Annotated in this window: 24 protein-coding genes; 17 read left to right on the top strand and 7 right to left on the bottom strand. The window is 44.5% G+C overall.

Annotated elements, in window-relative coordinates:
* Window positions 1-10 precede the first annotated feature (10 nt).
* From argH to GTW09_RS15265, 4 genes are all read left to right on the top strand, one after another.
* Window positions 11-1,393: an argininosuccinate lyase gene (gene argH / locus GTW09_RS15280; RefSeq protein WP_163112574.1), complete on the top strand. Its 1,383-nt coding sequence runs from the start codon at window positions 11-13 to the stop codon at window positions 1,391-1,393.
* 14 nt (window positions 1,394-1,407) lie between these two features.
* The gene (gene argA, locus GTW09_RS15275) at window positions 1,408-2,718 is read left to right on the top strand and encodes an amino-acid N-acetyltransferase (protein ID WP_071978484.1); all 1,311 of its coding nucleotides are present in this window, start codon (window positions 1,408-1,410) and stop codon (window positions 2,716-2,718) included.
* Window positions 2,719-2,855: 137 nt separating this feature from the next.
* Window positions 2,856-3,470: a TetR/AcrR family transcriptional regulator gene (locus tag GTW09_RS15270; RefSeq protein ID WP_163112573.1), complete on the top strand. Its 615-nt coding sequence runs from the start codon at window positions 2,856-2,858 to the stop codon at window positions 3,468-3,470.
* A gap of 201 nt (window positions 3,471-3,671) precedes the next feature.
* A complete protein-coding gene (locus GTW09_RS15265) occupies window positions 3,672-4,211 on the top strand; it encodes a hypothetical protein (RefSeq protein ID WP_163112572.1) in 540 nt (179 codons plus the stop codon).
* 97 nt (window positions 4,212-4,308) lie between these two features.
* Here GTW09_RS15265 and yghU read toward each other — a convergent pair whose 3' ends face one another.
* From yghU to GTW09_RS15245, 4 genes are all read right to left on the bottom strand, one after another.
* Window positions 4,309-5,163: a glutathione-dependent disulfide-bond oxidoreductase gene (gene yghU / locus GTW09_RS15260; protein WP_163112571.1), complete on the bottom strand. Its 855-nt coding sequence runs from the start codon at window positions 5,161-5,163 to the stop codon at window positions 4,309-4,311.
* A 196-nt stretch (window positions 5,164-5,359) separates the two neighbouring features.
* Window positions 5,360-6,343, bottom strand: a complete 984-nt coding sequence (locus GTW09_RS15255; protein ID WP_163112570.1) for a DUF4382 domain-containing protein — start codon at window positions 6,341-6,343, stop codon at window positions 5,360-5,362.
* A 380-nt stretch (window positions 6,344-6,723) separates the two neighbouring features.
* Window positions 6,724-8,415 (bottom strand): NAD-dependent malic enzyme, encoded by a 1,692-nt coding sequence (locus GTW09_RS15250; protein ID WP_163112569.1) that lies wholly within the window; start codon window positions 8,413-8,415, stop codon window positions 6,724-6,726.
* Window positions 8,416-8,492: 77 nt separating this feature from the next.
* Entirely contained in the window at window positions 8,493-11,153 is a 2,661-nt protein-coding gene (locus GTW09_RS15245) for a PBP1A family penicillin-binding protein (RefSeq protein ID WP_163112568.1), read from the bottom strand.
* A gap of 138 nt (window positions 11,154-11,291) precedes the next feature.
* Here GTW09_RS15245 and pilM point away from each other — a divergent pair, with 138 nt between their 5' ends.
* The 9 genes from pilM (at window position 11,292) to GTW09_RS15200 (ending at window position 20,431) form a co-directional block, all read left to right on the top strand.
* Window positions 11,292-12,356 carry a type IV pilus assembly protein PilM gene (gene pilM / locus GTW09_RS15240; protein WP_071978464.1) on the top strand — a complete coding sequence of 355 codons (1,065 nt, stop codon included), beginning with the start codon at window positions 11,292-11,294 and terminating at the stop codon, window positions 12,354-12,356.
* Complete coding sequence (locus GTW09_RS15235) at window positions 12,344-12,922, top strand: PilN domain-containing protein (RefSeq protein WP_100970814.1); 579 nt, start codon at window positions 12,344-12,346, stop codon at window positions 12,920-12,922. Before pilM ends, GTW09_RS15235 begins: the two co-directional genes overlap by 13 nt.
* A gap of 2 nt (window positions 12,923-12,924) precedes the next feature.
* A complete protein-coding gene (locus GTW09_RS15230; protein WP_071978462.1) occupies window positions 12,925-13,536 on the top strand; it encodes a type IV pilus inner membrane component PilO in 612 nt (203 codons plus the stop codon).
* Window positions 13,536-14,060, top strand: coding sequence for a pilus assembly protein PilP (locus GTW09_RS15225; RefSeq protein WP_071978461.1), 525 nt, complete (start codon window positions 13,536-13,538; stop codon window positions 14,058-14,060). The genes GTW09_RS15230 and GTW09_RS15225 overlap by 1 nt, the downstream gene beginning before the upstream one ends.
* A 2-nt stretch (window positions 14,061-14,062) precedes the next feature.
* Complete coding sequence (locus GTW09_RS15220) at window positions 14,063-15,835, top strand: type IV pilus secretin PilQ (RefSeq protein ID WP_163112567.1); 1,773 nt, start codon at window positions 14,063-14,065, stop codon at window positions 15,833-15,835.
* A gap of 269 nt (window positions 15,836-16,104) precedes the next feature.
* Complete coding sequence (gene aroK, locus GTW09_RS15215; RefSeq protein WP_071978459.1) at window positions 16,105-16,620, top strand: shikimate kinase AroK; 516 nt, start codon at window positions 16,105-16,107, stop codon at window positions 16,618-16,620.
* 30 nt (window positions 16,621-16,650) lie between these two features.
* Complete coding sequence (gene aroB, locus GTW09_RS15210; protein ID WP_163112566.1) at window positions 16,651-17,718, top strand: 3-dehydroquinate synthase; 1,068 nt, start codon at window positions 16,651-16,653, stop codon at window positions 17,716-17,718.
* A gap of 79 nt (window positions 17,719-17,797) precedes the next feature.
* Window positions 17,798-19,318, top strand: a complete 1,521-nt coding sequence (locus GTW09_RS15205) for an SPOR domain-containing protein (RefSeq protein WP_163112565.1) — start codon at window positions 17,798-17,800, stop codon at window positions 19,316-19,318.
* A gap of 207 nt (window positions 19,319-19,525) precedes the next feature.
* Complete coding sequence (locus GTW09_RS15200) at window positions 19,526-20,431, top strand: Dam family site-specific DNA-(adenine-N6)-methyltransferase (RefSeq protein WP_239059423.1); 906 nt, start codon at window positions 19,526-19,528, stop codon at window positions 20,429-20,431.
* A 3-nt stretch (window positions 20,432-20,434) separates the two neighbouring features.
* Here the strand turns inward: GTW09_RS15200 and GTW09_RS15195 are convergent, their stop codons facing one another.
* From GTW09_RS15195 to GTW09_RS15185, 3 genes are all read right to left on the bottom strand, one after another.
* Window positions 20,435-20,623: a DUF2970 domain-containing protein gene (locus GTW09_RS15195; protein ID WP_163112564.1), complete on the bottom strand. Its 189-nt coding sequence runs from the start codon at window positions 20,621-20,623 to the stop codon at window positions 20,435-20,437.
* 8 nt (window positions 20,624-20,631) lie between these two features.
* On the bottom strand, window positions 20,632-20,940 hold the full coding sequence (locus GTW09_RS15190; protein WP_071978455.1) for a hypothetical protein: 309 nt from the start codon (window positions 20,938-20,940) through the stop codon (window positions 20,632-20,634).
* A 256-nt stretch (window positions 20,941-21,196) separates the two neighbouring features.
* On the bottom strand, window positions 21,197-21,922 hold the full coding sequence (locus GTW09_RS15185) for a TorF family putative porin (RefSeq protein WP_163112563.1): 726 nt from the start codon (window positions 21,920-21,922) through the stop codon (window positions 21,197-21,199).
* Between the two features lie 397 nt (window positions 21,923-22,319).
* Between GTW09_RS15185 and rpe the strand changes: the two genes are divergently transcribed.
* The 4 genes from rpe to GTW09_RS15165 all read left to right on the top strand — a co-directional run bounded on the left by rpe (window position 22,320) and on the right by GTW09_RS15165 (window position 26,229).
* Window positions 22,320-22,997: a ribulose-phosphate 3-epimerase gene (gene rpe / locus GTW09_RS15180; RefSeq protein ID WP_071978453.1), complete on the top strand. Its 678-nt coding sequence runs from the start codon at window positions 22,320-22,322 to the stop codon at window positions 22,995-22,997.
* A gap of 29 nt (window positions 22,998-23,026) precedes the next feature.
* A complete protein-coding gene (gene trpS, locus GTW09_RS15175) occupies window positions 23,027-24,034 on the top strand; it encodes a tryptophan--tRNA ligase (protein ID WP_163112562.1) in 1,008 nt (335 codons plus the stop codon).
* Between the two features lie 146 nt (window positions 24,035-24,180).
* Entirely contained in the window at window positions 24,181-24,798 is a 618-nt protein-coding gene (locus tag GTW09_RS15170) for a glutamine amidotransferase-related protein (RefSeq protein WP_163112561.1), read from the top strand.
* A 162-nt stretch (window positions 24,799-24,960) separates the two neighbouring features.
* Window positions 24,961-26,229: an HDOD domain-containing protein gene (locus GTW09_RS15165; protein WP_203565788.1), complete on the top strand. Its 1,269-nt coding sequence runs from the start codon at window positions 24,961-24,963 to the stop codon at window positions 26,227-26,229.
* Window positions 26,230-26,518: the final 289 nt, after the last annotated feature.

Raw genomic sequence — 26,518 nt, 5'->3', positions numbered from 1 at the left:
GGAGTATCACATGGCGTTGTGGGGTGGCCGGTTTGAATCCGGTGCAAGCAGTATGTTTAAACAGGTGAACGACTCATTGCCGTTCGACCGTGTAATGGCAAGCCAAGATATACAAGGCTCAATTAGCTGGTCTCGAGCCTTGCAAAAGGCGGGCGTTTTATCTCAAGACGAGCAGCAGCAGTTAGAAGCTGCGCTTGTTGAGCTTAAGACAAAAGCTGATGCCGGTGAGTTAGATTTTGATGCCTCTGATGAAGAAGATATTCACAGTTTTGTTGAAGCTGCGCTTATCGAAAAGTTAGGTGACATTGGCAGAAAATTGCATACTGGACGCAGCCGAAACGATCAGGTAGCCACCGATTTTCGCCTGTGGGTGCGCGAGCACATCGCCTCACTTCGCACTGATGTGCTTGGCGTGATCAAGTCGCTGCTCAATGCAGCAAGCCGACACCAAGAAGCCATTATTCCAGGCTATACTCATTTACAGCGGGCACAGCCTATTCACTTTGCGCACTGGTGTTTAGCTTATGTTGAAATGCTAAAGCGTGATTTAAGCCGTCTTGACGACTTAAAAACGCGCATGAACCAGTGTCCTCTTGGCTCTGGGGCATTAGCCGGAACCACCTTCCCGGTAGACAGACACGCCATTGCTGACGAATTGGGCTTCGATTCTCCGTGCCTTAACAGTCTTGATGCGGTATCTGATAGAGACTTTGTACTTGAACTTTTGTTTGTTGCAAGCACTAGCATGATGCACTTATCTCGCCTGGCGGAAGATATGATTTTCTACAACTCAGGTGAAGCAGGTTTCCTGCAATTAGGCGATAGCGTGACATCAGGCTCGTCGCTTATGCCACAGAAGAAAAACCCAGATGCGCTAGAGTTAATGCGCGGCAAGTGCGGTCGCGTATTTGGCTCACTTCAAGCATTACTGGTTACCATGAAAGGTCTACCTCTTGCCTACAATAAAGACATGCAGGAAGACAAAGAAGGCGCTATAGATGCTGTAAATCAGTGGCACATTTGTCTATGCATCGCTAGTGAAGTGCTCGACTCTTTGCAACTAAACGAAGAGCGCTGTCGCTTTGCTGCAACCCAGGGCTTTTCAAATGCCACTGAGCTTGCCGATTACTTGGTGGGCAAAGGTGTGCCGTTCAGAACTGGGCACGATATTGCAGGCCGCGTAGTGCTTAAAGCTATTGATAATGGCTGTGCCATTGAAGATCTTCCGTTAGCTGACTTACGCGAAATATGCGACAAGATTGAGGAAGATGTCTATCCAGTGCTCCAATTAGAGTACGGCGTAAATCAACGCAATATTTTAGGTGGAACCAGCAAAGAAACAGTAACAAAAGCACTGTATAAAGAGCTAGAAAGTTTGGACAATCAAGGGTAAAGGAAAATACTTACATGGTATTAGCGCATCACGATGGCATAAAACTGTTTCGCAGTTCGTTGCCTTATATAAATGCTCACCAGGGAAAGACCTTTGTATTGATGTTCGGTGGCGAAGCCATCGAACATCCAAATTTTCCAAATATTATTCACGATATTGCGCTATTAAACAGCTTAGGGGTTAGGGTTGTTGTGGTGCATGGTGCAAGGCCTCAAATAGACCAGCGTGTGGCCCTCAGAAATATCGAAAGCCGCTTTGAGCAAGGCGTACGTATTACTGACAAACAAACCCTTGAATGCGTTAAAGATGCTGCAGGCTCGGTACGCTCTCAGGTAGAAGCCCTTCTCACCATGGGGTTACCCAATTCACCAATGCACGGCGCTCAAATTCGTGTTTGCTCAGGAAATTTAGTCGTTGCTAAGCCCATGGGCGTTCGCAACGGAGTCGACTTTGAAAACACAGGCCAAGTACGACGAATCGATATTACTGGTATTAATGATCATTTAAACGACGGTTCTATCGTGCTGCTCTCACCAATGGGGTACTCATCGACGGGAGAAGTCTTTAACTTATCTCATGAAGATGTGGCAACTCAGGCAGCGATTACGCTAAAAGCCGATAAGCTTATCGTGTTTTCAAACTATGATGGCGTGTATAACAGCAGCGGAAAGCTTCTTCGCACTATAGAACGTCCTCAGCTAGAAAAAATGATAATGAGTGGCGATATAACCACAGAGCAAACTGTGCTTAGCGCGTTAACCACTAGCGTTTCAGCCGGCGTACCGAGAGCCCATTGCATCAGCTACGAGAATGACGGCGCGTTGCTACAGGAGCTATTTACCCGAGACGGTACGGGTTCTTTGGTTATGGAGCACCACTATGAGCAGTTGCGCGCAGCTACCATAGACGATGTAGGCGGCATACTTAATCTCATCAAACCGCTAGAAGACAGTGGCGTACTTGTAAAACGCTCTAGAGAGCGCTTAGAAAACGAAATTAACCAATTCATTATCATTGTAAGAGATGGAATGATTATCGCGTGTGCCGCGCTTTATTTATATCCAGAAGATGAATGTGCAGAGCTTGCGTGTGTGGCAACCCATCCAGACTACCGCGGTAAAAACCGAGGAGAACGGATACTCGAAGAGGTACGTTCACGAGCCAAAGAAGCCGGTATTAACAGTATATTCGTTCTCACCACGGTTACTGCTCATTGGTTTTTAGAACAAGGGTTTGAGCCAGCTGATATAAGTGCATTACCGGAAGTTAAAAAGGAGCTTTATAATTTCCAGCGCAATTCAAAAGTATTTACGCTATCTGTGTAAAATGACGAACTGATGCTTAGTAAAGCTTACCAATACTTCAAAAAAGGCAAACCTTAAAATTCCATCCTATAATCATAACTGTGTTATGACATTACTTGTCGATTTGTATCTCACTGTTTATTGGATGGTTTGCTTTTATGCACAACAAAGAAAAAATTGTAGCGGCTGCCACAGCCTTATTTGAAGAACGCGGTTTAGAGGCACTTAGCGTAAGAACAGTAGCCCAGCGAGCTGGGCTATCAACTATTGGAATTTATAGTCACTTCAAAGGTAAGCAAGGTTTACTCAATGCGCTTTACATAAAAGGCTGTGAGTTACTGCTTAATGAAATAGAGGGAGTAACCGGGAAAACAGATTCCGACAAAATTCTTGAAGCAAGCGAACGGCTACTCGATTTCTCAGTGACTCATAATGCTTACTATCGGCTTGTATTCAACCCAACTGCACATGAATGCACACCATCCGAAGAAGCAGCTACGGCATTTAATCAAATTACACACAAACTTTCGTCACTGACACTTCCTATACATAAAAAGTCTCCAACTCCAGAGAAAGGCAGTGCAAGTGCAAGCCACATATTGGCTCTTATCCATGGCTTTGTTTCGTTAAACGATACAGGTATTTTTGCCTACAATTCTTCTACTGCAGAATCACGTTATGACGGGCAGAAAACTTCTTATTCCTTACCCTGGAAAGACCGTGCGCTGCAAGCAATTAGACTTCACGTTTATGCCATAGCCGCAACCCAATAATCTAAGCATTGATTATGCGGCGAATACAAAAACGACAATAGGCACAATGTTGAATTCGTGCCGAGGGCGAATCCCTCGGCTTTCTTTACCACGTTAATTAAATTCCCTTTAGCTTTTGCTCGTGGCAAACCGTCTTTATGCGATTAACGTAAAGACTATTTGGTTATCAAAATCATAACGCTATTAAAGGGCTGTTAGTTTATGCGCCTCACCACATCTCGAACGCTATTAATTGCGACCTTTTTATTTATTGTTGTCACAATAATCATCAGTGCTGCATATTCCTACCAGACTGTTTGGCGTGCCCACAGCAAAAAGGAAGAGCTCACCTACATGGGCAGTCAAGGATGGGAGTGGTATAACGAAGCACTTAGGTTGCAAATTAAGTATGTAGAAGGTGAATTGCCGGCAATACGCAAAGTGTATAGCAACGATAAATATGCCGCCCTTGTTACCATTAGCGATGCAGGTCGCTTCAGAGGGTTTATATTTTTTGATTCGCCTTGCCAAGAAGGCAGCGTTATAAGCGAAACACGTTACCATTCATCCTCTGGAGAAGAGTCGGTGGACGTACTGCACTGTTTGCGAGGAAAGTTTGTATTTATGAAAACTTGGCCTGCCGAACCCGACCAAAACTGGCGGGGAGATGTGGGAGACTTTTCCTTTGAGGTTGAACTCAAAGACTGGGACCTTACTCCCCTTAAACGCGCATATTACAAAAGCCAAGCGACACTTATCTAGCTAGCGGCGCTCATTTAGCAAGCGGCGCTCATTTAGCAAGCGGCGCTTATTTATTACAGAGTGCGCTTGACCTATATACTCTAAACGATAGTTAGTACTACTGTTTTAATGCGTTATCCACATCTGTTGCGCTGTGGCGGTTTGCTAACTGTCCGTCCTCGCCCCAGGTTTTGTTAACAATACGCCCTCTCTTTACGGCCGTTCGCTGTTCTATTTTTTGAGCCCAGTTGAGCAAATGCTGATACTCATGAACTTTAAGGAATGTAGCAGCATCGTACAAATTGCCCAGTACAAGGTTTCCGTACCATGGCCAGATAGCTATATCTGCAATACTGTACTCACTTCCTGCCATATATTCATTATTAGCCAAATGCTTGTCTAACACATCAAGCTGTCGCTTGGTTTCCATGGTAAAACGGTTAATCGGGTATTCCATTGGATATGGCGCGTAACTATAAAAGTGACCAAACCCGCCACCGAGATAAGGCGCGCTGCCCACCTGCCAAAACAACCAGTTCATGCACTCCACTTTTTCATGGGGCTCTTTGGGTATAAACATATCGAACTTGTCGGCCAGATACATCAATATAGAGCCCGATTCAAAAAGCTTTGTTTCCGGCGTTGTCGTTGTGTCTACTAACGCGGGAATTTTACTGTTTGGGTTTACGTCCACAAAGCCTGAAGAAAATTGATCGCCCTCACCGATATTAATTAACCAAGCGTCATACTCTGCGTTACTGACACCAGCCGCCAACAACTCTTCCAGCATAATGGTGACTTTCTGTCCGTTGGGCGTGGCTAAAGAATAAAGTTGAAAACCATGATTGCCTGTTTCACGTTCTTTGTCGTGAGTCGCGCCAGAAACAGGACGATTGATGCTGGCCCATTTATTACCATCATCTTCATCTTGCGACCATACTTTCGGTGGGCTGTAGTTGTCTGATGTCGACATTGCTTCTCCTTATCATAGTGGTTGTGACCTACTCGCAGCTTAACGGCAGTAGGTGTATTAACGTACTTATTGATAGTTAAAAACAACTTTTAAAGCTCTAAAGCTCAATTCCTTCGACCAACAAACACGGTTTCAGGCTTACTGACATAAAAGGCGCACAGTCCTTTGCACGCAAACCATTAAAGCCTTTTTAGGGCTATTCTATGTCGAGCGTAGTAGTTTCACCTGCAACCACAGTTGTAGTATCGAGGGTCTGGAGAGAGAAACCGTCTACTTCATCTTCATCAGTTTCCGGCTCGTCAAATAAAGCCGTGCACGAAAAGCTTGCGGTATACTCGCCCTGGGGAACAAAACCTGCTGTAAAATTATAAGCCTGCGTAACGTCGTCATAGGTAACTGGCACAATAGCAAATGGACGCACTTCGCTGTCATCTGCACCTTCATCCGCATCGTCGCCTAAGCTATTGATTGAGCTTTGTTCGCCTTCGTAGAGATAAACGGCATTGCCCGTAAACAAATCCATTTTTGATGCACATTGTTCATCGTCGAGTAATGTTGGGGCTATGCTTCCTTCCAATGTCCCAACATCATCGTTAAGAACTAGCCGTACGCCCCTTGGCTTCAGCATAATGACAGGCTGTCCGACTGGATCGACCAAACTTTTTCTTAAATCAAACTCTACGGTGTAGGCGGCGTCAAAACCTGGCTGAGCGGTGAAACCATCGAGCTTCAATTCACCACTAGGGACACGAATAGGAAATGTGCCCTCTTCTGTCACGATATACGAGTCTGACGTTACGCTAAGCCTTAGCTGGCTGTAAGCGCCTGTAGGAATCGCTGTTTCTGCAACGATGGTCTCAAATTGACTGCCGGGCAATGTTAATAAGTCAATGCTGCGAGGATCTCCATTCTCGTCTTGTACATCAAATCTAATGGGCGCTCCGTCACCAGTAAGCTCAACCTCATCGAACACAACAACAACTTCTGACGCACTGTCTACTGGCGCATCAGAAACGGCAAGAGAGAAACCTGTGGTTGTAGGTGATACATCAGAAGGATCGTCAGAAGAACCTCCACATGCACTCAAGACTGCGCTGGTAGCGACAACGAGTGGCAAGTAGATTGTATACTTAATACTCTTATTGAAGAGTGCCAGAGAAGATAGTTTAGACTTATTCATAGAAGTACCTTTTTTATTGCCCGCAGCTTAGAAACGCTGCTGAAATAGTTGAACGTTGGAGCTTCATCCACAACGCTTTTCTTTGCTTTCGCTCATTCTTAGGCTATTTGTTTTTTATTTGCTGGTTGACTGACTGTAACCAGTAAACGTCCTAAATATGTGTTTTATCAATATCAATTGTTATCAATTATTGCGCCAAAAATAAAATAGCCAATAATTTCATTACCTTAATAACATTTTTGAACGAGTAAAAATAAAAGAGATGGGAAAATGTTGCACTTCGGCAACAGGTTTACACGGTGGGGGAATTAAAATTGCGTAATAGCGATTAGAAAGCAGGCTCTGCGCCTGCTTTTCCGTCATTTAAATACTCGTGAGAGTTAAATACTCACCCGCTTGTAAGGGCGATACTCGGCCTTCCAAAAGTTTCGCTCGATACTTGCGCGCAGTGCCTCTTCAGGCATTTCAAGCGCTAAGCCTTGTTGCATGGCAACTTTACCAACCTCAAAGGCGATGTCTCGGCTTAATTCTGCAATTTGCACGAGTGAAGGAAGTAGTGAGCCTTCACCGGTGTTGACTAATGGAGACGCTTTAGCAAGCGCGTTACTCGCCGCCATCAACATTTCATCGCTAATCAGCTTTGCTTTAGACGCCACAACACCTAATCCTATACCCGGGAAAATATAAGAGTTATTGCATTGGGCGATAGGGAACACTTTGCCATTATACTCAACAGGTTTAAACGGACTTCCCGTAGCGATAATGACTTCGCCATCAGTCCATTCGATAACCTGCTCAGGACGTGCCTCAACTTGTCTAGATGGATTGCTGAGCGGGAAGATAATTGGCAGCTCGCAGTTTTGCTTCATTGCACAAATTATTTGCTCGGTAAACAAGCCTGGTTGCCCAGATACACCAATAAGCACGTCGGGCTTGGCACAGTGCATAACGTCAAGTAAAGACGCGTAGTCACCGCTAAATGTCCAATCGGCCAAATCGTCGCGTTTTTGCTGCAGCTTTTCTTGGAAGTCTCGTAAGCCTTCCATACCCTCGGTTAAAAGACCGAACCGGTCGATCATAAACACTTGCTTGCGTGCTTGCTCGTCGGTTAACCCCTCAAAAACCATTTGTTGAATAAGCATTTCAGCAATACCACAACCTGCTGAGCCAGACCCAACAAACACAACTTTCATGTCGCTTAGTTTTTGTTGTTTCGTTCTGCACGCCGCTAATATAGTCCCCAGCGTAACTGCAGCCGTTCCTTGTATATCGTCATTGAAACAGCAAACATCGTTGCGGTAGCGATTAAGCAGGGGCATTGCATTAGGCTGAGCGAAGTCTTCAAATTGAATAAGCACATCTGGCCAACGGCGCTTAACGGCTTGAATGAACATGTCGACAAACTCATCGTATTCTTTTTGCTCGATACGGGGGTGACGAGCACCCATATACATAGGGTCGTTCAACAGTTTTTCGTTATTGGTTCCCACATCTAGCATTACCGGTAGTGTATAAGCGGGGCTTATACCACCACACGCCGTATATAGAGACAGTTTTCCAATAGGAATGCCCATTCCACCAATACCTTGGTCACCCAAACCTAAGATACGCTCGCCGTCGGTGACTACGATAACTTTAACTTTACGTTTAGTGGCATTACGCACGATATCATCTATTTGATGGCGCTCTTCATAAGACACGAACAAACCGCGAGAACTGCGATAAATATCAGAAAACTGTTCGCATGCATCACCTACCGTCGGGGTGTAGATCAGCGGCATCATTTCGTCGATATATTTTTGAATAAGGCGGTAAAACAGCGTCTCGTTATTATCTTGAATAGCGCGTAGATAAATGTGCTTATTCAGCGCTTCATCGAAGCTGCTGTACTGCATATAAGCGCGCTCTACCTGTTCATCAATACTCTCATAACGAGGCGGCACTAACCCCGTTAAGTTAAATGCAGCTCGTTCTCGTGCAGTAAATGCACTGCCTTTATTGAGCAAGGGCGTTTCCAGCAACGAGGGGCCGGAATGCGGAATATAAAGATAGCGCTGTGAATCTTCTGACATGATTTTTCCGGTTGTGGGTTCAGACAAGTAAATAGCCAAAGCTTAAAAGGGATCGTTATTTCGCCCCTTTCCTCTTATTAAAATATTTCTTCTGCCTCTGGCGTCGTTTTCTCATCTTGCTCGGCCGGATCTACTACCTCGTCATCTCGAACGTAAACAGTAGGCTCGGTTCCTTGCAAGAAATATTCGAATAGTGTCGTATGGTCTGTGCGATTGGTCAACTTTCCACTGGTACGATCAATGCGAACACGCACAATATCTTCGGGTACAGGAAGCGGTGAATAGGGCTTATCTTCTAGAGCGTACTCCATAAATCTTATCCAAGCTGGGCCTGCTGCCTTAGCGCCATCTTCGGTGCCAATTAGTGCGTTACCAATCCAATTGAATTTTTCAGGGTTCTTGTTGATTAGATTTTGATTACGGGTTGCGCGACCAAGTTGTCTACTCATATTGTCGAACCCAACCCAAGCAGTGGCTACTATGTCTTTGTGAAAGCCGCTAAACCAAGTATCTCTTGAGTCGTTAGTGGTCCCCGTTTTACCTGCGATATCGGTTCGCTGAAGTATATTCCGCGCTCGCCAACCAGTTCCTAGCCAATATGTTTTTTTATTCCAATCACCGTTTGCTCGCACGCCCGTGCGCATCATTTCAGCAACTAAGAAAGCATTCTGTGGAGTAATTACCTGTGGCGCGATGATTTTCTCTTGCTCCTCATCCGCTTCACCGGTAATTGGTAATGCATCTCCAAATTCTGCAGCAAGCAAGGCTTCTACGTCGTTCTCATCTATAGACTCTGCGCTGACATTATCACTTTCATTTTCGCAACGGTTACAGGCCCACACGGGGTTAGCCTGCCATAGTTGATTGCCACTTTCGTCGAGCACCTTGTCAATAAAATGAGGATTAACAAGGTATCCACCGTTGGCGATAACCGACATAGCACGAACCACCTCTAACGGTGTGTGAGAACTCGAACCCAGCGATACTGTCTCATCCAATGGTATGTCTTCTTTATCAAATCCAAAGCGCGTTAGATAATTAGCGGTTTCACGCAACCCCACACCACGCAGTAATCTAACAGACACCACGTTTTTCGACTTACCCAATGCCTTACGCATGCGAATGGGGCCATCGTATTCAGCCGGTGAATTTTGTGGTCGCCAAGCCACACCAGTAGCCGCATTCCATTGGTTAATGGGTGCATCATTGATGATAGACGCTAACGTATAGCCATTATCAATAGCTGCCGAGTAAACAAAAGGTTTGATATTAGAGCCTACCTGACGTTTAGCCTGCGTGGCTCTATTAAATTGGCTTTGATAAAAACTGTAGCCACCAACAACCGCTTCTACTGCACCATTTTCAGGATTAAGCGCAATAAATGCTCCGCTGACTTCGGGGATTTGAGCGATACGCCAAGCATCATCTTGCTCGCGTATATAAATAACAGCACCTTCACGAGTAACATCAGAAGCTGTTTCTGGGTCGCTGCCTTGCCTGAAATCCGTTATGTATTTTCGCGCCCAATCAAGTCCATCCCACTCTACAGTGCGTAGTTCACCATCTACGGAAAGTACCTCAATAGACTTTTCGTTAACGCTTGTCACTACCGAAGGTACCAGCGGTTTAATATGTGGCACCTCTTCTAGTACTGATAGGAGAGAGGCCTGGTCCCACATCTCTCGCTGCGTGCGATTACTGACATCAAAGCTCAGCGATAACTGGGGTATTTTATCGTCTTTAGACTCTGGTTTCGGAATATCCCATAAGTAACCAAGAGCGCCTTTGTAACCGTGTCGCTCGTCATAATCGTGTAAATTGCGTACTACCGCTCTTTGCGCTGCTAGCTGTAGGTCTGAAGTAGCCGTTGCGTAAACTTGATACCCCCCTGTTTCTGCTTCTTCTTTTCCGTAGGTTTCTACCATTTCGGTATAAATAACATCGGCTAAATAGGGGGCGTCCACCTCAATTTCAGCACCGTGTTTACGAGCAGTTACGGGTGCCTGAACAGCTTCATCGAATTCTGCTCTGGTGATGTATTGTTCATCAAGCATGCGCAATAAAACAACTCTTCTTCGCTCGACTGAACGTTCTGGACCACTAATGGGGTTGAGAACCGAGGGGGCTTTAGGTAGGCCAGCAATAGTGGCAATTTGAGCAAGAGACAGCTCGGTTAATGGTTTGCCGTAATAAACTTGCGCTGCCGCACCAAAACCAAAGGAGCGATGACCCAACTCAATCTTATTGAGGTAAAGCTCCAAGATCTCTTGTTTTGATAACTCTTGCTCCATATGCAGAGCGATAAAAATTTCTTTTACTTTTCGGATATATGTTTTTTCTCGGGAAAGAAAAAAGCCTCGTGCAAGCTGCATAGTGAGTGTACTGGCACCCTGTCGTTTTTCGCCTGTTAAAATTAGGCTAACGGCAGCACGAGCTATACCAATGGGGTCAATACCGTGGTGTTCGTAAAAACGGCTGTCTTCTGTGGCCAGAATGGCATCTATCAATTGCTGAGGAACGTCCTCAAGTTTTACCGGTATCCGCCGTTTAACTCCATACTGAGAAATAAGTTTTCCATCTTTAGTATAGATTTGCATAGGTGTCTGTAGACGAACATCCTTAAGGACAGTAACACTAGGCAGGTCGGGTTTGATATAAAAGTAAATACCTACTAGCGCAGCAAAGCCAAGAAGGCCAGAAAGGAAGCTGAAAAGGATGAACGGTTTAATGTACTTCACTGTAACGGATACCAAGGAAATTTATGATGAAATGACGTATATTCTATACGTATGTGTTATCAATAGAACCATACATATAAATTATTTAGCGTAATATTGTACTTTAGAGCAACTACCTTTGGAACTAGGCACGAATAAATGAAATCGCTACTGAAAAAAAAGCTGCCACCCATTGTGGGCTTAGATATAGGCACGCGTCAAATAAAAGCGGTGTGGATAGAGCAAAGCAAAGAAGGCTTTGTTCTTCAAGGCTATGCCTGTGAATCCATAAGCAAAACAGCATTTTCAGAACGCGACATCAAAGATTACGAGTCAATAAGCGTAGCGCTTAAAAAAGTGAAAAAGGCATTAAAAACAAAAATTAAGCTTGCGAACGTAGCTGTGGCCGGTACCTCTGTAATCAGTAAGGTGGTATACATGGACCCAGAGCAAAGCGATTATGATTTAGAGAATCAAATTGAAATTGAAGCAGATAGTCTTATCCCCTATCCGCTTGAAGAAGTATACCTAGACTTTGAAGAGATGGGACCTAGCACTACTCACACAGGTAAAGTAAACGTGTTGCTTACTGCCGCTCATAAAGATTTAGTAGACAGCCGACTACTGTTGGCAAGAGAAGCTAACTTCGAGCCCAAAATAGTGGATATGGAAAACTATGCCATCGGTAATGCCATAGACTATTTTCATTCAGCGCCCGACGATGAGCCTGTGTGCTGTGTCAATGTCGGCGCATCGCTATTGCAAGTGTGTGTGGTTAAAGACGGAAACGTCATTTACAACAAAGAGCATTCCTTTGGCTTAAATAACCTAGTCAGTGACATTAGCGCCATTCACATGATTGAGCGTGAAACTGCCGAGCGTCAATTGCTTGATGGCACATTATCTGGCAATTGGGTTGAAGACACACTGCCAATTTTTGCTGCTAATCTTCAACAAAGTATTAACCGCGCACTTCAGATGTATATGAGTACACTTCACGCAGAAAGACCGAAAAAGATTTTACTGTCTGGGGGGGCTGCCACTATCACACCGTTAGTCGATATACTCAATCAAGACCTAGGGCTAGATGTTGCCTGCTTTAATCCGTTTGCAGGAATGTCGGTGAATCCTAAGTTAGACGCCGCCAAGTTACAAAAAGTAGCACCTCAATTAGTTATTGCGGCGGGCTTGGCAAGCAGGAGCTTTACGCCATGGCACATGTAAACCTACTGCCCTGGCGTGAAAAACAGCGCCAGCATCAAAAGCAACAATATTTAGCTGGCTTATTAGCGGTAGCAGCCATTGTCGGTCTGATATTCTGGTTCATTGGACAAGCCATCGATCAACAAATTAATCATCAGAACTCTCGTAACCAATACCTAGAGCAAGAAATTGCCGCCCTCGACAGACAAATTGGCGACATCAAAAAAGTGAAAGAAAACAAAAGCGCCATTGAACAGAGAATGACGTTGATAGAGCAGCTACAGGCTAGTCGAAATATCGCTCCAATTGTATTCGACGAACTGGCAAAGCTAGTGCCTTCCGGTGTTGCTTTTAATACCATGACTCGCACTGGTAACAACATAAAGATTGAAGGTACCAGCGATTCTAACAATAGACTGTCTGATTTTATGCGCGCCTTGGATAAGTCGGACATATTTGTGGCCGCCGAACTCTCAACGATTAAATCTGACAGCAGCGCAGCACGAGCGGTAAGTGACTTTACGCTTAACTTTGCTATTGCCCCCAATGTAGCACCGTTAAACAATGCAGACGATGAGGCCCAATAACGATGAAATTTGATGTCTCTAAACTAAAAGAACTCAATGAACTCGATTTCGAGCAAATTGCAATTTGGCCCAATGAGGTACGAATTGTCGTCGCTGCGTTTGTTGCTATAGCGGTAGGAGCATTAAGTTACTATCTCTTGATCAGCCCTAAGCTTCCTATTCTAGATGCGGCGAAACTCAAAGAAGATGAACTCAAGCTTCAATTTGAAGCAAAGTATCGAATTGCTGCCAACCTTGAGGCCTATCAAGCCCAGCTAGAGCAAATCAAAAAAGACTTTTCTTCTATGCTGAAAAGTTTGCCAACCAGTAATGAAACCCCCGGGTTACTCGACGACATTACGTATGTCGGCACGTCTGCAGGCCTAACATTTAGACTGCTTAATTGGCAGCAAGAGGTACCTAAAGAATTCTACACTGAATTGCCGATAGAGATGGAAGTCAGCGGTGGGTATCACAATTTTGGCGAATTTGTTTCTGAGGTTGCAGACCTCCCGCGTATAGTAACGTTGCACGATTTTGATATTGCAAGGGATGAAAGCGGTCTTACTCTCAAACTGCAGGCAAGAACCTATCGCTCTGATAACCCCTCACTGCTAGAGGGAGATAAAGAATAATGCGTTATCTTTTATCTTTATTTATTTTTGCTATTATCTCAGGCTGCTCACCCGAATTGACTGACTTGCGTACTTACACGGAGAGTGTGAAGAATCGCGCTCAACCCAGTGTTGAGCCTTATACTAAGTTTGTAACACATCCACCTTTTGCCTACAGTTCTGCATCGTTAAGAAGCCCTTTTGAACAACCAAAAGGTACGCCGGCAGTTGTGAGTCAAACTCGGGTTGAAAACTGTCTTCAGCCCGATTTTCAGCGCGCAAAACAGACGCTAGAACAATACGGCTTAGATGCGCTGGCACTAACAGGAAGTTTTACTGTAGGCGGCGAAAAGTGGGCATTAATTAAAAGCAACGATGGCGCGCTGCACAAAGCCAAATTAAACAGCAGAATAGGACTGTTTTACGGCAGCATTACGCAAATTGACGCAGAATCGATTACTATAGAACAGTTATTACCAGATGGTGCTGGCTGCTGGCAAAGGAAAACAACGACAATGACTACAGCATCACAGGCGGGAGATTAAGCATGGCCGAACGATATATTTTTAATAAGTCACTCAATCGAAGCGGCCCGAGATGGTATTGGTTGGCAGGCGCCATTGCCGTATTTCTTTCTTTTACTTTGCTTGTTGCCCCGTCAAAAGCTCAAGACACTCTGTTAATTGACCCGCAATCAAAAAGTGATGCAGCACTTGTTACCACGACAGTAACAGATGTAGATTTTACGCAGGACGCGAAAAACACGGCGATTACTCTAGTGACGTTTGAAGGCGAAGTGCCTAAAACACAGCTAGTGGAGTCACAAGGAAAAGTGTCGGTAACGTTAATGGCAACAAAGTTAGGTGAAGACCAGCTTGTAGAGCTAGATGTCGCAGACTTTGGTACGGTGGTATCCACCATAGAAACTTTTGAAGACGGCAAATCGTCTCGCGTAGAAGTAAATTATGAAGGTGCGGTTGTTGTTAAAAACTCGGTAAAAGGGAATCAGCTGCAAATTGAAGTAACACCTATGGCGAAAGAGCAGCAAGAAGCGCTTGAGAGTGAAACCGAGTATACGGGCGAACCAATATCACTCGATTTTCAAGACGTTCCTGTTCGTCAAGTATTACAAATTATTGCCCAAGTTAACGGCTTCAACCTAGTCACTACCGATTCCGTCACTGGTAACGTAACCATAAGCCTTTCTGGCGTACCATGGGACCAAGCCCTCGATATGATTATGCGGGTGAAAGGCCTAGACAAACGTTTAGAAGGCAACATTTTACTTATTGCGCCGGCAGAGGAATTATCAGCAAGGGAAACCCAAGCCCTTCAGTCTCGCCAACAAGTGGCAGATTTAGCCCCTCTACAAACTGTAGATATTGCTATTAACTATGCGAAAGCAGCAGAACTGGCGGCTATTTTAAAATCGACCGAAGGCGGTATTTTGTCAGACAGAGGCGGTGTTACTGTTGATGAACGTACCAACACGTTACTAATCAGAGATACACTGGAGTCGATTGACGAAGCGAGAAAAACGATTGAAGTGCTTGATATCCCCGTTAAGCAGGTACTAATAGAGAGTCGCATGGTGACTGTGCTTGATAACGTAGATGAACAGCTTGGTGTACGCTGGGGATTTAGCGACAGACAAGACGACAATGGCGTATCAGGCTCTTTGGAAGGCGCCGATACTATTGCAGGTGGTATAGCGCCAACTATTAATGACCGACTCAATGTTAATTTACCTGTAAGCAGCGCAGCAGGAACTATCGGCTTTCAAATTGCTAGCCTTATTGACGGCACCATTTTGGATTTAGAGCTGTCAGCTCTAGAATCTGAAAATAAAGGGGAAATCATCGCAAGCCCCCGCATTACCGTCGCTAACCAACACGAAGCATACATTGAGCAAGGTACAGAAATTCCTTTTGTGCAGGCGACGTCTAGTGGTGCTACAGCGGTTGAGTTCAAAAAAGCAGTGCTATCACTCAAGGTTACGCCTCATATCACACCGGATAATAGAATTATCCTCGACCTTGTTGTTACTCAAGATACGCGAGGCGAGACTGTATCAACATCTACTGGTGATGCTGTAGCTATCGATACACAAGAGATCCAAACTCAAGTATTGGTAGAAAATGGTGAAACTATTGTTCTTGGCGGTATTTTTCAGCAAACCAGTAATGACGGTGTGAACAAAGTTCCGCTATTTGGCGACTTGCCAGTGCTTGGTGCCTTGTTCAGAAACACGACAACGCTGCAGCAGAAACGCGAATTGCTGATTTTCGTTACACCGAAAATAGTGACTGAAAGACCGTAAGTCCCGCCCCTCTTAGTAAAAAACGTGCATAACCTTGCACGTTTTTTACTTTTACCGCGTTTTTTAATAAGAAATTACAGGTATATGCATATTGTTGGTAACAAAACTTGCAACGCCTTACCGGAAACTGAGATAATCGCCGCCTCGAAATATTAACGAGGTTTAAGGAGTGGTGCTTATTGGACATTAAATAGGCACGAGTCAATGGGTAGGCTGGTAAGGCAACAGTGCACTGCCCCTAACATGATTAAGTTGTGATATAAGCAAATATGGCTGAAAAACGTAATATCTTTTTAGTTGGCCCGATGGGTGCTGGCAAAAGCACAATCGGTAGACATCTAGCAGACGAACTTCACTTAGATTTTTTTGATTCTGATCAGGAAATTGAGCGCCGTACTGGGGCTGATATCGCTTGGATCTTTGACTTAGAAGGTGAGGATGGTTTTAGAGCGCGGGAAGAAAACGTCATTAATGATTTGACCGACAAGCAAGGTATTGTGCTTGCGACTGGCGGTGGCTCTATCGTGACTAAAGCAGTACGTAACCGTTTATCTGCCCGCGGAATCGTTGTTTACTTGCAAACTACCATCGATAAGCAAGTTGCTCGCACACAACGTGACAAGCGTCGCCCTCTGCTTCAGAACGAAGATCCAGAGAAGGTACTTCGCGACCTCGCCGAGCAAAGAAACCCTCTTTATGAAGAGGTTGCAGACTACGTAGTTGATACCGACGACCAGTCGGCACGCGCCGTTGCAAATCAAATCATCAGTAAAATCGGTCTTTAATAGAATAGTGTATTAGGAGGTGCTACGCCCATGTCAACCTTAACTGTGGAACTTGGAGAACGTAGCTATCCTATACAGATAGAAGCGGGCTTACTTTCAAAGCCTGCTGTCTTTGCCCCCTACATCAAAGGCCCCTTGGCCGTTATCGTTACCAACGAAACCGTTGCACCTTTGTATCTCGACGCAGCAAAAGCCGCCTGTGGTGATGTGAGTGTTGAAACTATCATTCTTCCCGATGGCGAACAGCACAAAAATCTGACACAGTTTGAGGTGGTAATGACTCGCCTGCTTGAGCTTAATGCAGCTAGAGATACCACACTCATCGCTCTGGGCGGTGGAGTTATCGGTGATTTAACGGGTTTTGTAGCAGCAACTTATCAACGCGGCGTACCTTTTATTCAGGTGCCTACCACACTGCTATCGCAAGTAGACTCTTCTGTTGGTGGCAAAACTGCAGTAAATCACCCGCTAGGCAAAAACATGATTGGGGCCTTCTATCAGCCGGTATTTGTTGCAATAGATACAAAGTCACTGTCTACCCTTCCAGAGCGAGAATTCGCAGCTGGCATGGCAGAGGTAATAAAGTACGGCATCATTTATGACGCCCCATTTTTTACATGGCTAGAGTCTGCTGTTGAGAAGCTAAAAGCACTAGACACCGAAATATTAAGCCAAACCATTTACCGCTGTTGTCAGATTAAAGCTGAAGTTGTAGCAAAAGATGAGCGTGAGGGAGGACTGCGCGCTATTCTTAATCTAGGGCATACTTTTGGACACGCTATTGAAGCTGAACAAGGCTATGGCAACTGGCTACACGGTGAAGCAGTTGCAGCTGGTACTATAATTGCTTGCTTAGCAGCACAAGAGCTAGCGTGGTTTAATGCGTCAGAAACTCGTCGAGTTGCCGACTTATTCAGCGCTTTCAACCTTCCTATCGAGGGGCCAAAAAGTATGGCGAAGGCGGATTATGTTAAGCATATGAAGCGGGATAAGAAAGTAGAAGCAGGTAGCATTCGCTTTGTTCTCCCTCAAGGAATAGGCAGTGCGGTTGTGACTAAAGAAGTGACAGACGACATACTTTCGCGCGTATTACCCTAGCCTTTTATATTCGCTAACGCTTATTTGCGTTATTCAGTGTTGATGTTACGCGTCGCAAGGTTTTTATAGGGGCAAACACATGCAAAATGAACTGCATGAGCGTTTGGAATATCTGGTTAACTATTCATCGCAGCTGATTTTTGTCAGCGGCGACTCTATTGCTCAACAGCAAAAAACCTTAGAAGCATTCGTATTTCAACAGCACGATGATACCGAGATAGCTTACCTCACCGCACAAGATGCCATGGATGTGTCTGACTATCGCCGTCAACTATGTCGCCAGCTTCTTGGACAGGTAGTAGGAAGCTTTGTCAGGCCGCTTAATGAGTTACTCGTTGAGCTGAATAACCATGAAGGCCCAATATTAATTGCCATAACTCAATCTCATCACCTGCCTGATACTTTTTTACAAGAGCTCTGGGACCTCGTCCTACAAAGTCGGTTTGCAGGCAACAAACAACATTTAAATGTGCTGTTGTTTGCTGACAGTGTATGGGCTGAACGTGCGAAAAAATGGCTTCCTGCGAAAAATACAGAAACCCCTCTCATAATCAGTAGTCAATCGGTTATTGATGAGCAGCCACGATTCGAGTCTGACCTTGATAAAATGATAGCAAGTCGTAGAGAAGCTTTTCAGGCTCACTTGGAAAGCCGCCAATTACAATCTACAACAAGCTTTGCTAATCCGCTTAAGTCTAGATGGCTATATGTTGCATTAGTGCTTGTTTTTATAAGCACATTTGCAGGCTTGGTTTATTGGCAATATGGCGACGACATTGCGTCTCTATTCACCCCAATTGAACAAGTCGATGACAAAACCGCTCCCCTAATCGCGCCCGGCTCGGCTTACGATACCATCGCAACAGATGACGACACGTTACTTGCAGATAAGTCTTCTTCAGACGTCGGCCCCTCGCCGTTTATTTCAGGCGCAGAACATGTTGAAGTTATCGGCGAAGAAGCTATCGGAGAAGAAGTTACCGGAGAAAATTCGCTAGAAACTAGCGCAATTGACAACGGTAACACCGCTGGTGATGCTAATGCCATCACTGGTGATAAGGTCGGCAACATTGAAGCCGCCACTGCGAGCGCATCAGACATCAAGGCCTCCGACGCTGCGCCTGACAACAGTGAAGCTAATGACACATTGGCAAGTAGTGAGCAGGCCTTAGTTACTAGTTGGCAAGAAGCTATTTCCGATAGCAAAGAAAGCGCTGATGCTAAAGAAAGCTCGCAAGCAGCGCAGAACTCTGGTGCTCAAGAGCCTAAAGCGTACCAAACTGAAACTGTTACGACGCCCACAAGCAATCAGTCTTGGATCGTGCCATCAGAATATGCGCTACAATTGTTAGCGATGAAGGACCCTCAGGTTCTTAACGACTTTATCAATGAGCAGAATTTGCGCGATATTACGCGAATATATAAAACATGGCGTTATGGAGGTGACTGGTACGTTGTGGTTTACTACCAGCCTTTTGCCTCTGCAGAAGAAGCTCAGCTAGCCAAGCAGCAACTTCCTGATTATCCAAACAAAGCGTCTGCTTTTGCTAAGAGTGGTCAGCAAGTCATTCGCGAAGTTGACTTAGCAAAAGGCGAGTAAAACACATTGAAACCGCAGGCTTTTTAGGCACTTTGCAAAAGAAAGCTCTCTGGCCTGTACTTGCCGGTTGTCCGTTCAAACGATGACAGATACAATTAGCCACTAACGTGGTGATGTCGCAAGACTCTCTTACCCAGCAATAAGCCCAGAACGGCAACGTTAGGAACAACCACCGTCTTCTCTCCGTGTAGGTAGTAACGTTTACGCATGATGCAAAAAAAGAACCGTGCTTTTTTGAAGTGGGCCGGTGGCAAATACAGCTTGGTTGAGCATATTCAAGCCAGATTACCGCAAGCAAATAAGCTTATTGAGCCATTTGTGGGCGCTGGTTCTGTATTTTTGAATACGCATTACAAACGCTATCTGCTAAACGACATAAATCCCGATTTAATCAATCTGTATAACTTTCTCAAAGCGCAACCGGACGCGCTCATTAATGACGCTCGTGACTTTTTCAGTGGCGCTCGAAATAGCGAGCCTATGTATTATGCGTTAAGAGAAGAATTTAATGGCACAAAGGACGAGTATTATCGTGCCATTCTATTTTTGTATTTGAATAGGCATGGATACAATGGATTGTGTCGATACAGTCTCCAAGGCAAATTTAACGTGCCTTTTGGGCGCTATAAAAAGCCTTATTTCCCAGAGCATGAGATGTTTGTCTTTTCTGAAAAATCTCAAAAAGCCACATTCACTTGTTTACCATTTGAAAAGGTGTTTTCTCGCGCACGACAAGGCAGCGTGATCTACTGCGATCCTCCTTATGCGCCCATCAGTAAAACCGCGGCATTTACAAGCTATGCTAGTCATAGTTTTGGTCAAGACGCACAAGAAAAACTGGCGAGCTTAGCGGCTAAAACATCGCAAAAACGCGGTATTCCAGTACTGGTCTCAAATCATGACTTACCGTTAACTCGAGATCTGTATCAAGGTGCAGATTTTAGTATGCTTTCAGTTAAGAGGTCGATTAGTCAAAATGGAGCGAAACGAACGCCCGTTGATGAGATTCTGGCATTTTTTCCACCGGCTACAAACTCAAGCATTAAGCCAAGTTCTGCAATCGGTAAGAGTAAGGAAAAGGAAAAGGAAAAGCATAAGCGAACCCAAGCTTAGTCTTTAGCCAGCATACCATTTAACGAAAGAAAAAAGACTCACAACAAACAATACCACCATCACGATGCCAACGACTGCAAATGTAATAAACGTCCCTCGCGTGAAATCCCGTTCATAGTTTTTATGGCTTTGGACACCAAACAAACTAGCAAGAACACTACCTACCGTAGCCCAAAAGCCGGTGTCAGACATGCGGAGCATTACTGGGTGTCGTTTGGAGATGAAGAGAAGTCGTTGTGTTTATCGCTGTGAAGCAATTCAAGTAAGTCGAAGAAGTGAAATTGAAATGACGATGACTTACCGGCAATCCAAGAGAACCAGCTGATCTCTTCAACTCCCTCTTGATAACGAGCACACTGATTCACCACATGGCTGGCAGGAAGTTTTGGATCAAAATCAGTGACAGGCTGAAAATCGCACACTGACGCCCGGGTGGTAGGTGCTGACACAGCAAAAACGCTGGTAAGCGCTATAACACCACATAAAGCAAAAAACGTGAGAACTTTCATCCTGAATACTCCTGTCACTCGGTTAATTTATCACCTCATTATAATCCAAACAAGGCATTGAACAAGCATAATATACTTTCATATCAATTGTGTAATGTAAATGCAAAACCCAGCATGTTAATGCTGGGTTTAAAAGGTCCGTATACTTATGTATTTATCTGTGCCTACTTCTCACAATTCAGGCAGTGAGTCGACACTAGTTACGCCAACACAGACTGCGAATATGTAATGAACCCGCGCAGAATTGTACTAAGACTTAAAGCTCGAAATCCATGCCGTAGCTTACAGTAAATTTCACTGCATCATTGTCGTACGCGTCAGCGCCGGTGTCGTCTAGGTCTGTACCAGTAACAGCGAAGCTAAAACCGTCTTTAGATAGAGAGATACCCCAATCTGCATAACCATCTGGAACGCCGTTGAATGCTTCAGCGAAGTCGCCTTGGTGATAACCAATATGCAAGCCAAGCTCTGCACCATTTAAAACAGGCGTACCGTAATCTAATGACACATAAGATGCCTGACCAAAGCCAAAGTCTTGTCCTTCGCCTTCATCTGCTTCTGTATGCGCAAGCAATGAAAGAGTAAGACTTAGACCACCCATGCCTACTGAGCCGTATACTTCTGCGAAATCGAACTCCGCTTCTGCATCATAGTTGTAGTACAAGTAACCAAAATCGTACGCTACGCCGCCCTCTGATTCACCAGAAAAACCGAAGTACAAGTCATGCTCGTATGAGTAAATATCATCCGCACCATAGTTAACATTCGATGCCCATGTACCTGCGTAGAAACCGCTCTCGTGAGCGTAGTCAATACCACCTTGAACTGCCGCATCGTTCGTTGTTTGCGTAAGACCACGCCAAATGTAGTTACTGGTAAAGCTTGCGTTTGCAGTAACTTCTGCGTAAGTCGGCATTGCCGTTAATAGACACGCTGATGAAATGGCAGCGGCAACGAGTGTTCTTTTGATAGACGTTTTCATGTGTGTTCTCCAGTCAAATCTCAATTTGTTGTAATTTGTTTTTCTGTCTGTATTTTTATATTTGCACTGGCTAACGCAAAACTGATGCCCGTTTATGACAACCTGTAAAAACAAGCCAAATAAATTTTAAATCATTGATATTAATTCTATTTTTAAATCATCCTTAAAAACCAAAAGGGATAGTCATGCAGTCTACATGAATAAAAATGCACCAGATTAACGCGCATTCACCAAAAGTGGGCAGGCCAGCACCACCTTCGAAGCACGCAAATAACAGTAGGTAGATGTTTTACTCAGGTGAAAGAAGGTCTGCATAGTAAACTTCGCTAGATTTAGTTAAACTTTCGCACTATTGAACGGTAATAATTCCAGATGTATTACTCACTAAGGATGAATGATGAAACCATATCTAATCGCACCTTCCATATTGTCTGCAGACTTTGCACAACTTGGTGCTGATGTAGAGAAAGTAATTAATGCGGGCGCCGATATCGTGCATTTTGATGTAATGGACAATCACTATGTGCCCAACTTAACGTTTGGTCCTATGATTTGTGATGCATTGCGCAATTACGGCATTACTGCACCAATCGACGTTCATTTGATGGTGAAACCGGTTGATGATCTCATAGAAAAGTTTGCCAACGCAGGTGCGTCTTATATCAGCTTTCATCCGGAAGCGTCTGAACATATAGACCGCTCACTACAGCTAATTATCGACTCAGGCTGTAAACCTGGGCTGGTCTTTAATCCGGCGACACCACTGCATTACTTAGATCATGTGATGGATAAACTCCATCACATTCTTATAATGTCAGTAAATCCGGGCTTTGGCGGCCAGAAATTTATTCCTTCCACGCTGGACAAGGTCCGCGCAGTCAAGCAACGCGTGCTTGAAAGTGGTTACGATATAAGAATAGAAATTGACGGTGGCGTAAAAGTAGATAACATTCGCGACATCGCAGAGGCGGGAGCAGATATGTTCGTCGCTGGATCCGCTATTTTCTCTCAGGATGATTACGGTGAAGTAATAGACGCCATGCGCAAAGAACTAGCTTCAATCAACCAAGCATAATTTAAAAACACAAACACAGGTAAAAAATAATGAGTAACAAACCCGTTGTATTAAGTGGCTGTCAGCCTTCTGGACAACTGACCCTAGGAAATTACATGGGTGCACTTAAACAGTGGGTTTCCATGCAGGACGATCACGACTGCCTTTATATGATTGTTGACCTGCACGCCATAACCGTACGTCAAGATCCTAAGCAGTTGTTTGATGCCTGTTTAGACGGCCTTGCGCTTTATTTAGCCTGTGGTATCGACCCACAGAAAAGCACCATTTTCATGCAGTCTCATGTTCCTGAGCATGCACAGCTCTCTTGGGTGTTGAATTGCTACGCACAAATGGGCGAATTAAACAGAATGACCCAGTTCAAGGATAAGTCTGCGAAAAATGAAAACAACATTAACGTGGGTTTGTACAGTTATCCTGTGCTGCAAGCGGCAGATATCTTGGCCTATCAGGCAGACAAAGTTCCAGTAGGTGAAGATCAGAAGCAGCATTTAGAATTAACGCGCGACATCGCTACACGAGTTAATAACCTGTACGGCGACGTATTCAAACTTCCCGACCCGTATATTCCAGACTTTGGCGCTCGCATTATGAGCTTACAAGAGCCTGAGAAGAAAATGTCTAAGTCGGATGTTAACCCAAACAACTTCATTGGCTTGCTTGAAGACCCTAAAAAATTAACCAAAAAGATAAAGCGTGCTGTAACCGATTCTGATGAACAGGCAAATATCTACTTCAACCCTCAAGAAAAGCCAGGGGTCTCAAATCTGCTTTCTCTTTTGTCGTTATCAACAGGTAAATCGGTAAAAGAGCTTGAGCCTGAATATACAGATAAAATGTATGGCCACCTTAAAGGCGATGTTGCAGAAGCGGTAGTTTCGCTCATAACACCGATACAAGAAAAATATGCACAGATTCGTGCAGACAGACCTTTCTTAGACGAAGTAATGCGCAGTGGCGCAGAAAAAGCTTCTGAGCGAGCAAGTGTCACGTTGAAGAAAGTGTATGACGCAGTAGGCTTTATTCCTAAGCCCTAGGCTACCAAACGCTATATTCATTTTAGAAGCACATGCTGGATACATTAATTTAATGTTTTTGATAACCATGTTGTTCAGCATGTAATGAATTTTGTTTACGTTTTGTTTCCCTCACTCCTTTTATCGCACCGAGGTCAAACGCTGCTGTGTTATTGTTAATAGACAATTTTGATTCGTTCACGCATAACTTAGCCCGTTATTTTGTAGAACTAGGTGTTGATGTGAAAGTTGTGCGCAACAATGCCATAACGCTGGATGAGATTACTGACTTAGCGCCTTCTCAATTGGTCATTTCGCCTGGTCCCTGCACGCCAAATGAAGCAGGTGTTAGTTTAAGCGCCATTGAAAAGTTTGCAGGTAGTATACCCATACTCGGTGTTTGCCTGGGGCACCAAGCTATCGGGCAAGTTTTTGGTGCAAACGTTGTGGGCGCAAAAGAAATAAAACACGGTAAAGTATCTTTGTTACAGCACAATAACGAAGGTCTTTTGACCGGATTGCCGAGCCCTTTCAATGTTACCCGATATCATTCGTTAGTTCTCAAACCACAAAGTTTACCAGCCGAATTAAACGTAGACGCATGGTGTAATACGCACTGTGGTGAACGCGAAGTAATGGCTATTTCACATAAAAACATGCCGATCTGGGGTGTTCAATATCACCCCGAATCCTTGCTCACTGAACACGGACATGCGGTATTACGTCGTTTCATTACTCTTTCTAATAACGTCCCTTCAGGCGTTAGCGCTTCAGTTGATATTTAAATTTAGCGCCAAGTAAATTTTTAAGTAAATCTGAGTGTTGCCGATAGTTATCTGTATAGACAGAAGAACGCGCTGTTTGTTTTCTTTTGTTTATCACTAAGACAACCCATTTTTCATCAAAACACGCCGCTGGGTTACTCGGATGTGGGAAAGTGACATAAAATGTATGACAATACGGTAACGGAAGAGATATTAAATCAGGGAAACACATCGTACGTGCCTATGAAATCAACTGAGCCGCCTAATGTAACGGAACGCTTTGAGAACTTTGTTATCTCAACGGATCGAGTTTATGACATGATCGGCAAGCGCCGTGCGGGTGAGGTGAGCTTTGAGCAATCAGAACAAGGCGATGCCCGCCGCCAGTTGCTCCACGTTGAGAAAGTGGCGATCGAAAATAAAAGACTGCAGAAAACGTCTGAAACGTCTTACATTGAATCTGTAAGCTATCAGCTTCACGATATCATTGTAGAGGAGATGTCTGAATATCTTAAAGACGTTCCTGATGTGATGGCAAATGTTCTCAACTTGCCGTCAAATACAGGTGAGCTGCTCGACGCATTGATCGTGCGCGCCTGTTCTGTTTCAAAATTGGAACCCATTGTTGCAACTATTCCCTGGATGTACGACGAGCTCATCAGTGTGGTCAATACGGCACGCTTTCGAAGAAAAGACTCTCGTGGGCGAGTTATCGTTGTCGAAACTCTTAGGACGGCGCTCAGCTTTTTAGGCATAGAAAACCTGAGGCTGCTTATTCCATTCCTCATTGTAAAGCGAGCAACCCCGCAAATAACCGACCCATACCCGCTCATAAAACAAAAACTGGCGACCTATTCTACTGGCGTAGCTATTAGCGCACGGTGCATCGCAGAAGCAGCAGGCACGCACAAAGGCCACGGGTATATGTTGGGCATGCTTAGCAATTTAGGCCGCTGTGCGGTCACCCGGCTTTACTTTCGATTGTTCGACAAAGTACAAATGCACCTATTGCAAGAGTGCCAAAAAGATAGGGAGCATAAGCGCCATGATGCTCTGACTAAAATTATTCCCTCAGCCAACCATTTAATTGCTTTACAGCACGCATTTGCAGATACGTTTAATGCCGATTTGCTAGATGAGTTATCGTTAAAACGGCTGTTTATTGCACCTGCTATGCGAGCAGTTGCCAATCAACGCTCCGACACAACCAGCGCGCTCAGCGACACAGCCACACTTAGCGAAACACAGACTCCTACTGACGTGCTTAAAAGTGCGCTCTCACAGGCTCGGATATACGCTCGAATTAGGTTGTTACACCAAAACAAACTCATTGAAGCTACAGCAGCCAATAGTGAATTGTTGGCACAACACTTTCCCGCCGGAGCATTAGCTACGTTGAAAAATACCGACATTTTCGCTCTGCCGCTGGTTAAAAGTGACATTGAAGATTAATTTTTTCTGGATATTCATGCATCCCTCCCACCGTCAACTCGACCCCATAAGTACAAATATTGTGGATGTTAAAGTAAGGTTCACTCACCTTTACGCTTCACTACGGGTCAAATCTGGCTTGTAAATTACCTTATTACTTAATGATATTGTTCAGCATTTAATAGTTATTCACTTTTCTTGCAAATTAAGCCAGAGTCCTTGTAAATCAAGGGCTAGAGCTTGTTCAACACAAGACAAATGTTAAAAAAAATGGCATACTGAGACAGTATTTAATTTAACTTTTTGCGCT

This window comes from Alteromonas hispanica (assembly GCF_010500915.1).
GTDB lineage: Bacteria > Pseudomonadota > Gammaproteobacteria > Enterobacterales > Alteromonadaceae > Alteromonas > Alteromonas hispanica.
This window is presented reverse-complemented; position numbering and strand designations above follow the sequence as displayed.

Bases quoted from the DNA above. Each gene is read 5' to 3' on its own strand.
- argH (WP_163112574.1), top strand. From the start codon at position 11: ATGGCGTTGTGGGGTGGCCGGTTTGAATCCGGTGCAAGCAGTATGTTT.
- argA (WP_071978484.1), top strand. From the start codon at position 1,408: ATGGTATTAGCGCATCACGATGGCATAAAACTGTTTCGCAGTTCGTTG.
- GTW09_RS15270 (WP_163112573.1), top strand. From the start codon at position 2,856: ATGCACAACAAAGAAAAAATTGTAGCGGCTGCCACAGCCTTATTTGAA.
- GTW09_RS15265 (WP_163112572.1), top strand. From the start codon at position 3,672: ATGCGCCTCACCACATCTCGAACGCTATTAATTGCGACCTTTTTATTT.
- yghU (WP_163112571.1), bottom strand. From the start codon at position 5,163: ATGTCGACATCAGACAACTACAGCCCACCGAAAGTATGGTCGCAAGAT.
- GTW09_RS15255 (WP_163112570.1), bottom strand. From the start codon at position 6,343: ATGAATAAGTCTAAACTATCTTCTCTGGCACTCTTCAATAAGAGTATT.
- GTW09_RS15250 (WP_163112569.1), bottom strand. From the start codon at position 8,415: ATGTCAGAAGATTCACAGCGCTATCTTTATATTCCGCATTCCGGCCCC.
- pilM (WP_071978464.1), top strand. From the start codon at position 11,292: ATGAAATCGCTACTGAAAAAAAAGCTGCCACCCATTGTGGGCTTAGAT.
- GTW09_RS15235 (WP_100970814.1), top strand. From the start codon at position 12,344: ATGGCACATGTAAACCTACTGCCCTGGCGTGAAAAACAGCGCCAGCAT.
- GTW09_RS15230 (WP_071978462.1), top strand. From the start codon at position 12,925: ATGAAATTTGATGTCTCTAAACTAAAAGAACTCAATGAACTCGATTTC.
- GTW09_RS15225 (WP_071978461.1), top strand. From the start codon at position 13,536: ATGCGTTATCTTTTATCTTTATTTATTTTTGCTATTATCTCAGGCTGC.
- GTW09_RS15220 (WP_163112567.1), top strand. From the start codon at position 14,063: ATGGCCGAACGATATATTTTTAATAAGTCACTCAATCGAAGCGGCCCG.
- aroK (WP_071978459.1), top strand. From the start codon at position 16,105: ATGGCTGAAAAACGTAATATCTTTTTAGTTGGCCCGATGGGTGCTGGC.
- aroB (WP_163112566.1), top strand. From the start codon at position 16,651: ATGTCAACCTTAACTGTGGAACTTGGAGAACGTAGCTATCCTATACAG.
- GTW09_RS15205 (WP_163112565.1), top strand. From the start codon at position 17,798: ATGCAAAATGAACTGCATGAGCGTTTGGAATATCTGGTTAACTATTCA.
- GTW09_RS15200 (WP_239059423.1), top strand. From the start codon at position 19,526: ATGATGCAAAAAAAGAACCGTGCTTTTTTGAAGTGGGCCGGTGGCAAA.
- GTW09_RS15195 (WP_163112564.1), bottom strand. From the start codon at position 20,623: ATGTCTGACACCGGCTTTTGGGCTACGGTAGGTAGTGTTCTTGCTAGT.
- GTW09_RS15190 (WP_071978455.1), bottom strand. From the start codon at position 20,940: ATGAAAGTTCTCACGTTTTTTGCTTTATGTGGTGTTATAGCGCTTACC.
- GTW09_RS15185 (WP_163112563.1), bottom strand. From the start codon at position 21,922: ATGAAAACGTCTATCAAAAGAACACTCGTTGCCGCTGCCATTTCATCA.
- rpe (WP_071978453.1), top strand. From the start codon at position 22,320: ATGAAACCATATCTAATCGCACCTTCCATATTGTCTGCAGACTTTGCA.
- trpS (WP_163112562.1), top strand. From the start codon at position 23,027: ATGAGTAACAAACCCGTTGTATTAAGTGGCTGTCAGCCTTCTGGACAA.
- GTW09_RS15165 (WP_203565788.1), top strand. From the start codon at position 24,961: ATGTATGACAATACGGTAACGGAAGAGATATTAAATCAGGGAAACACA.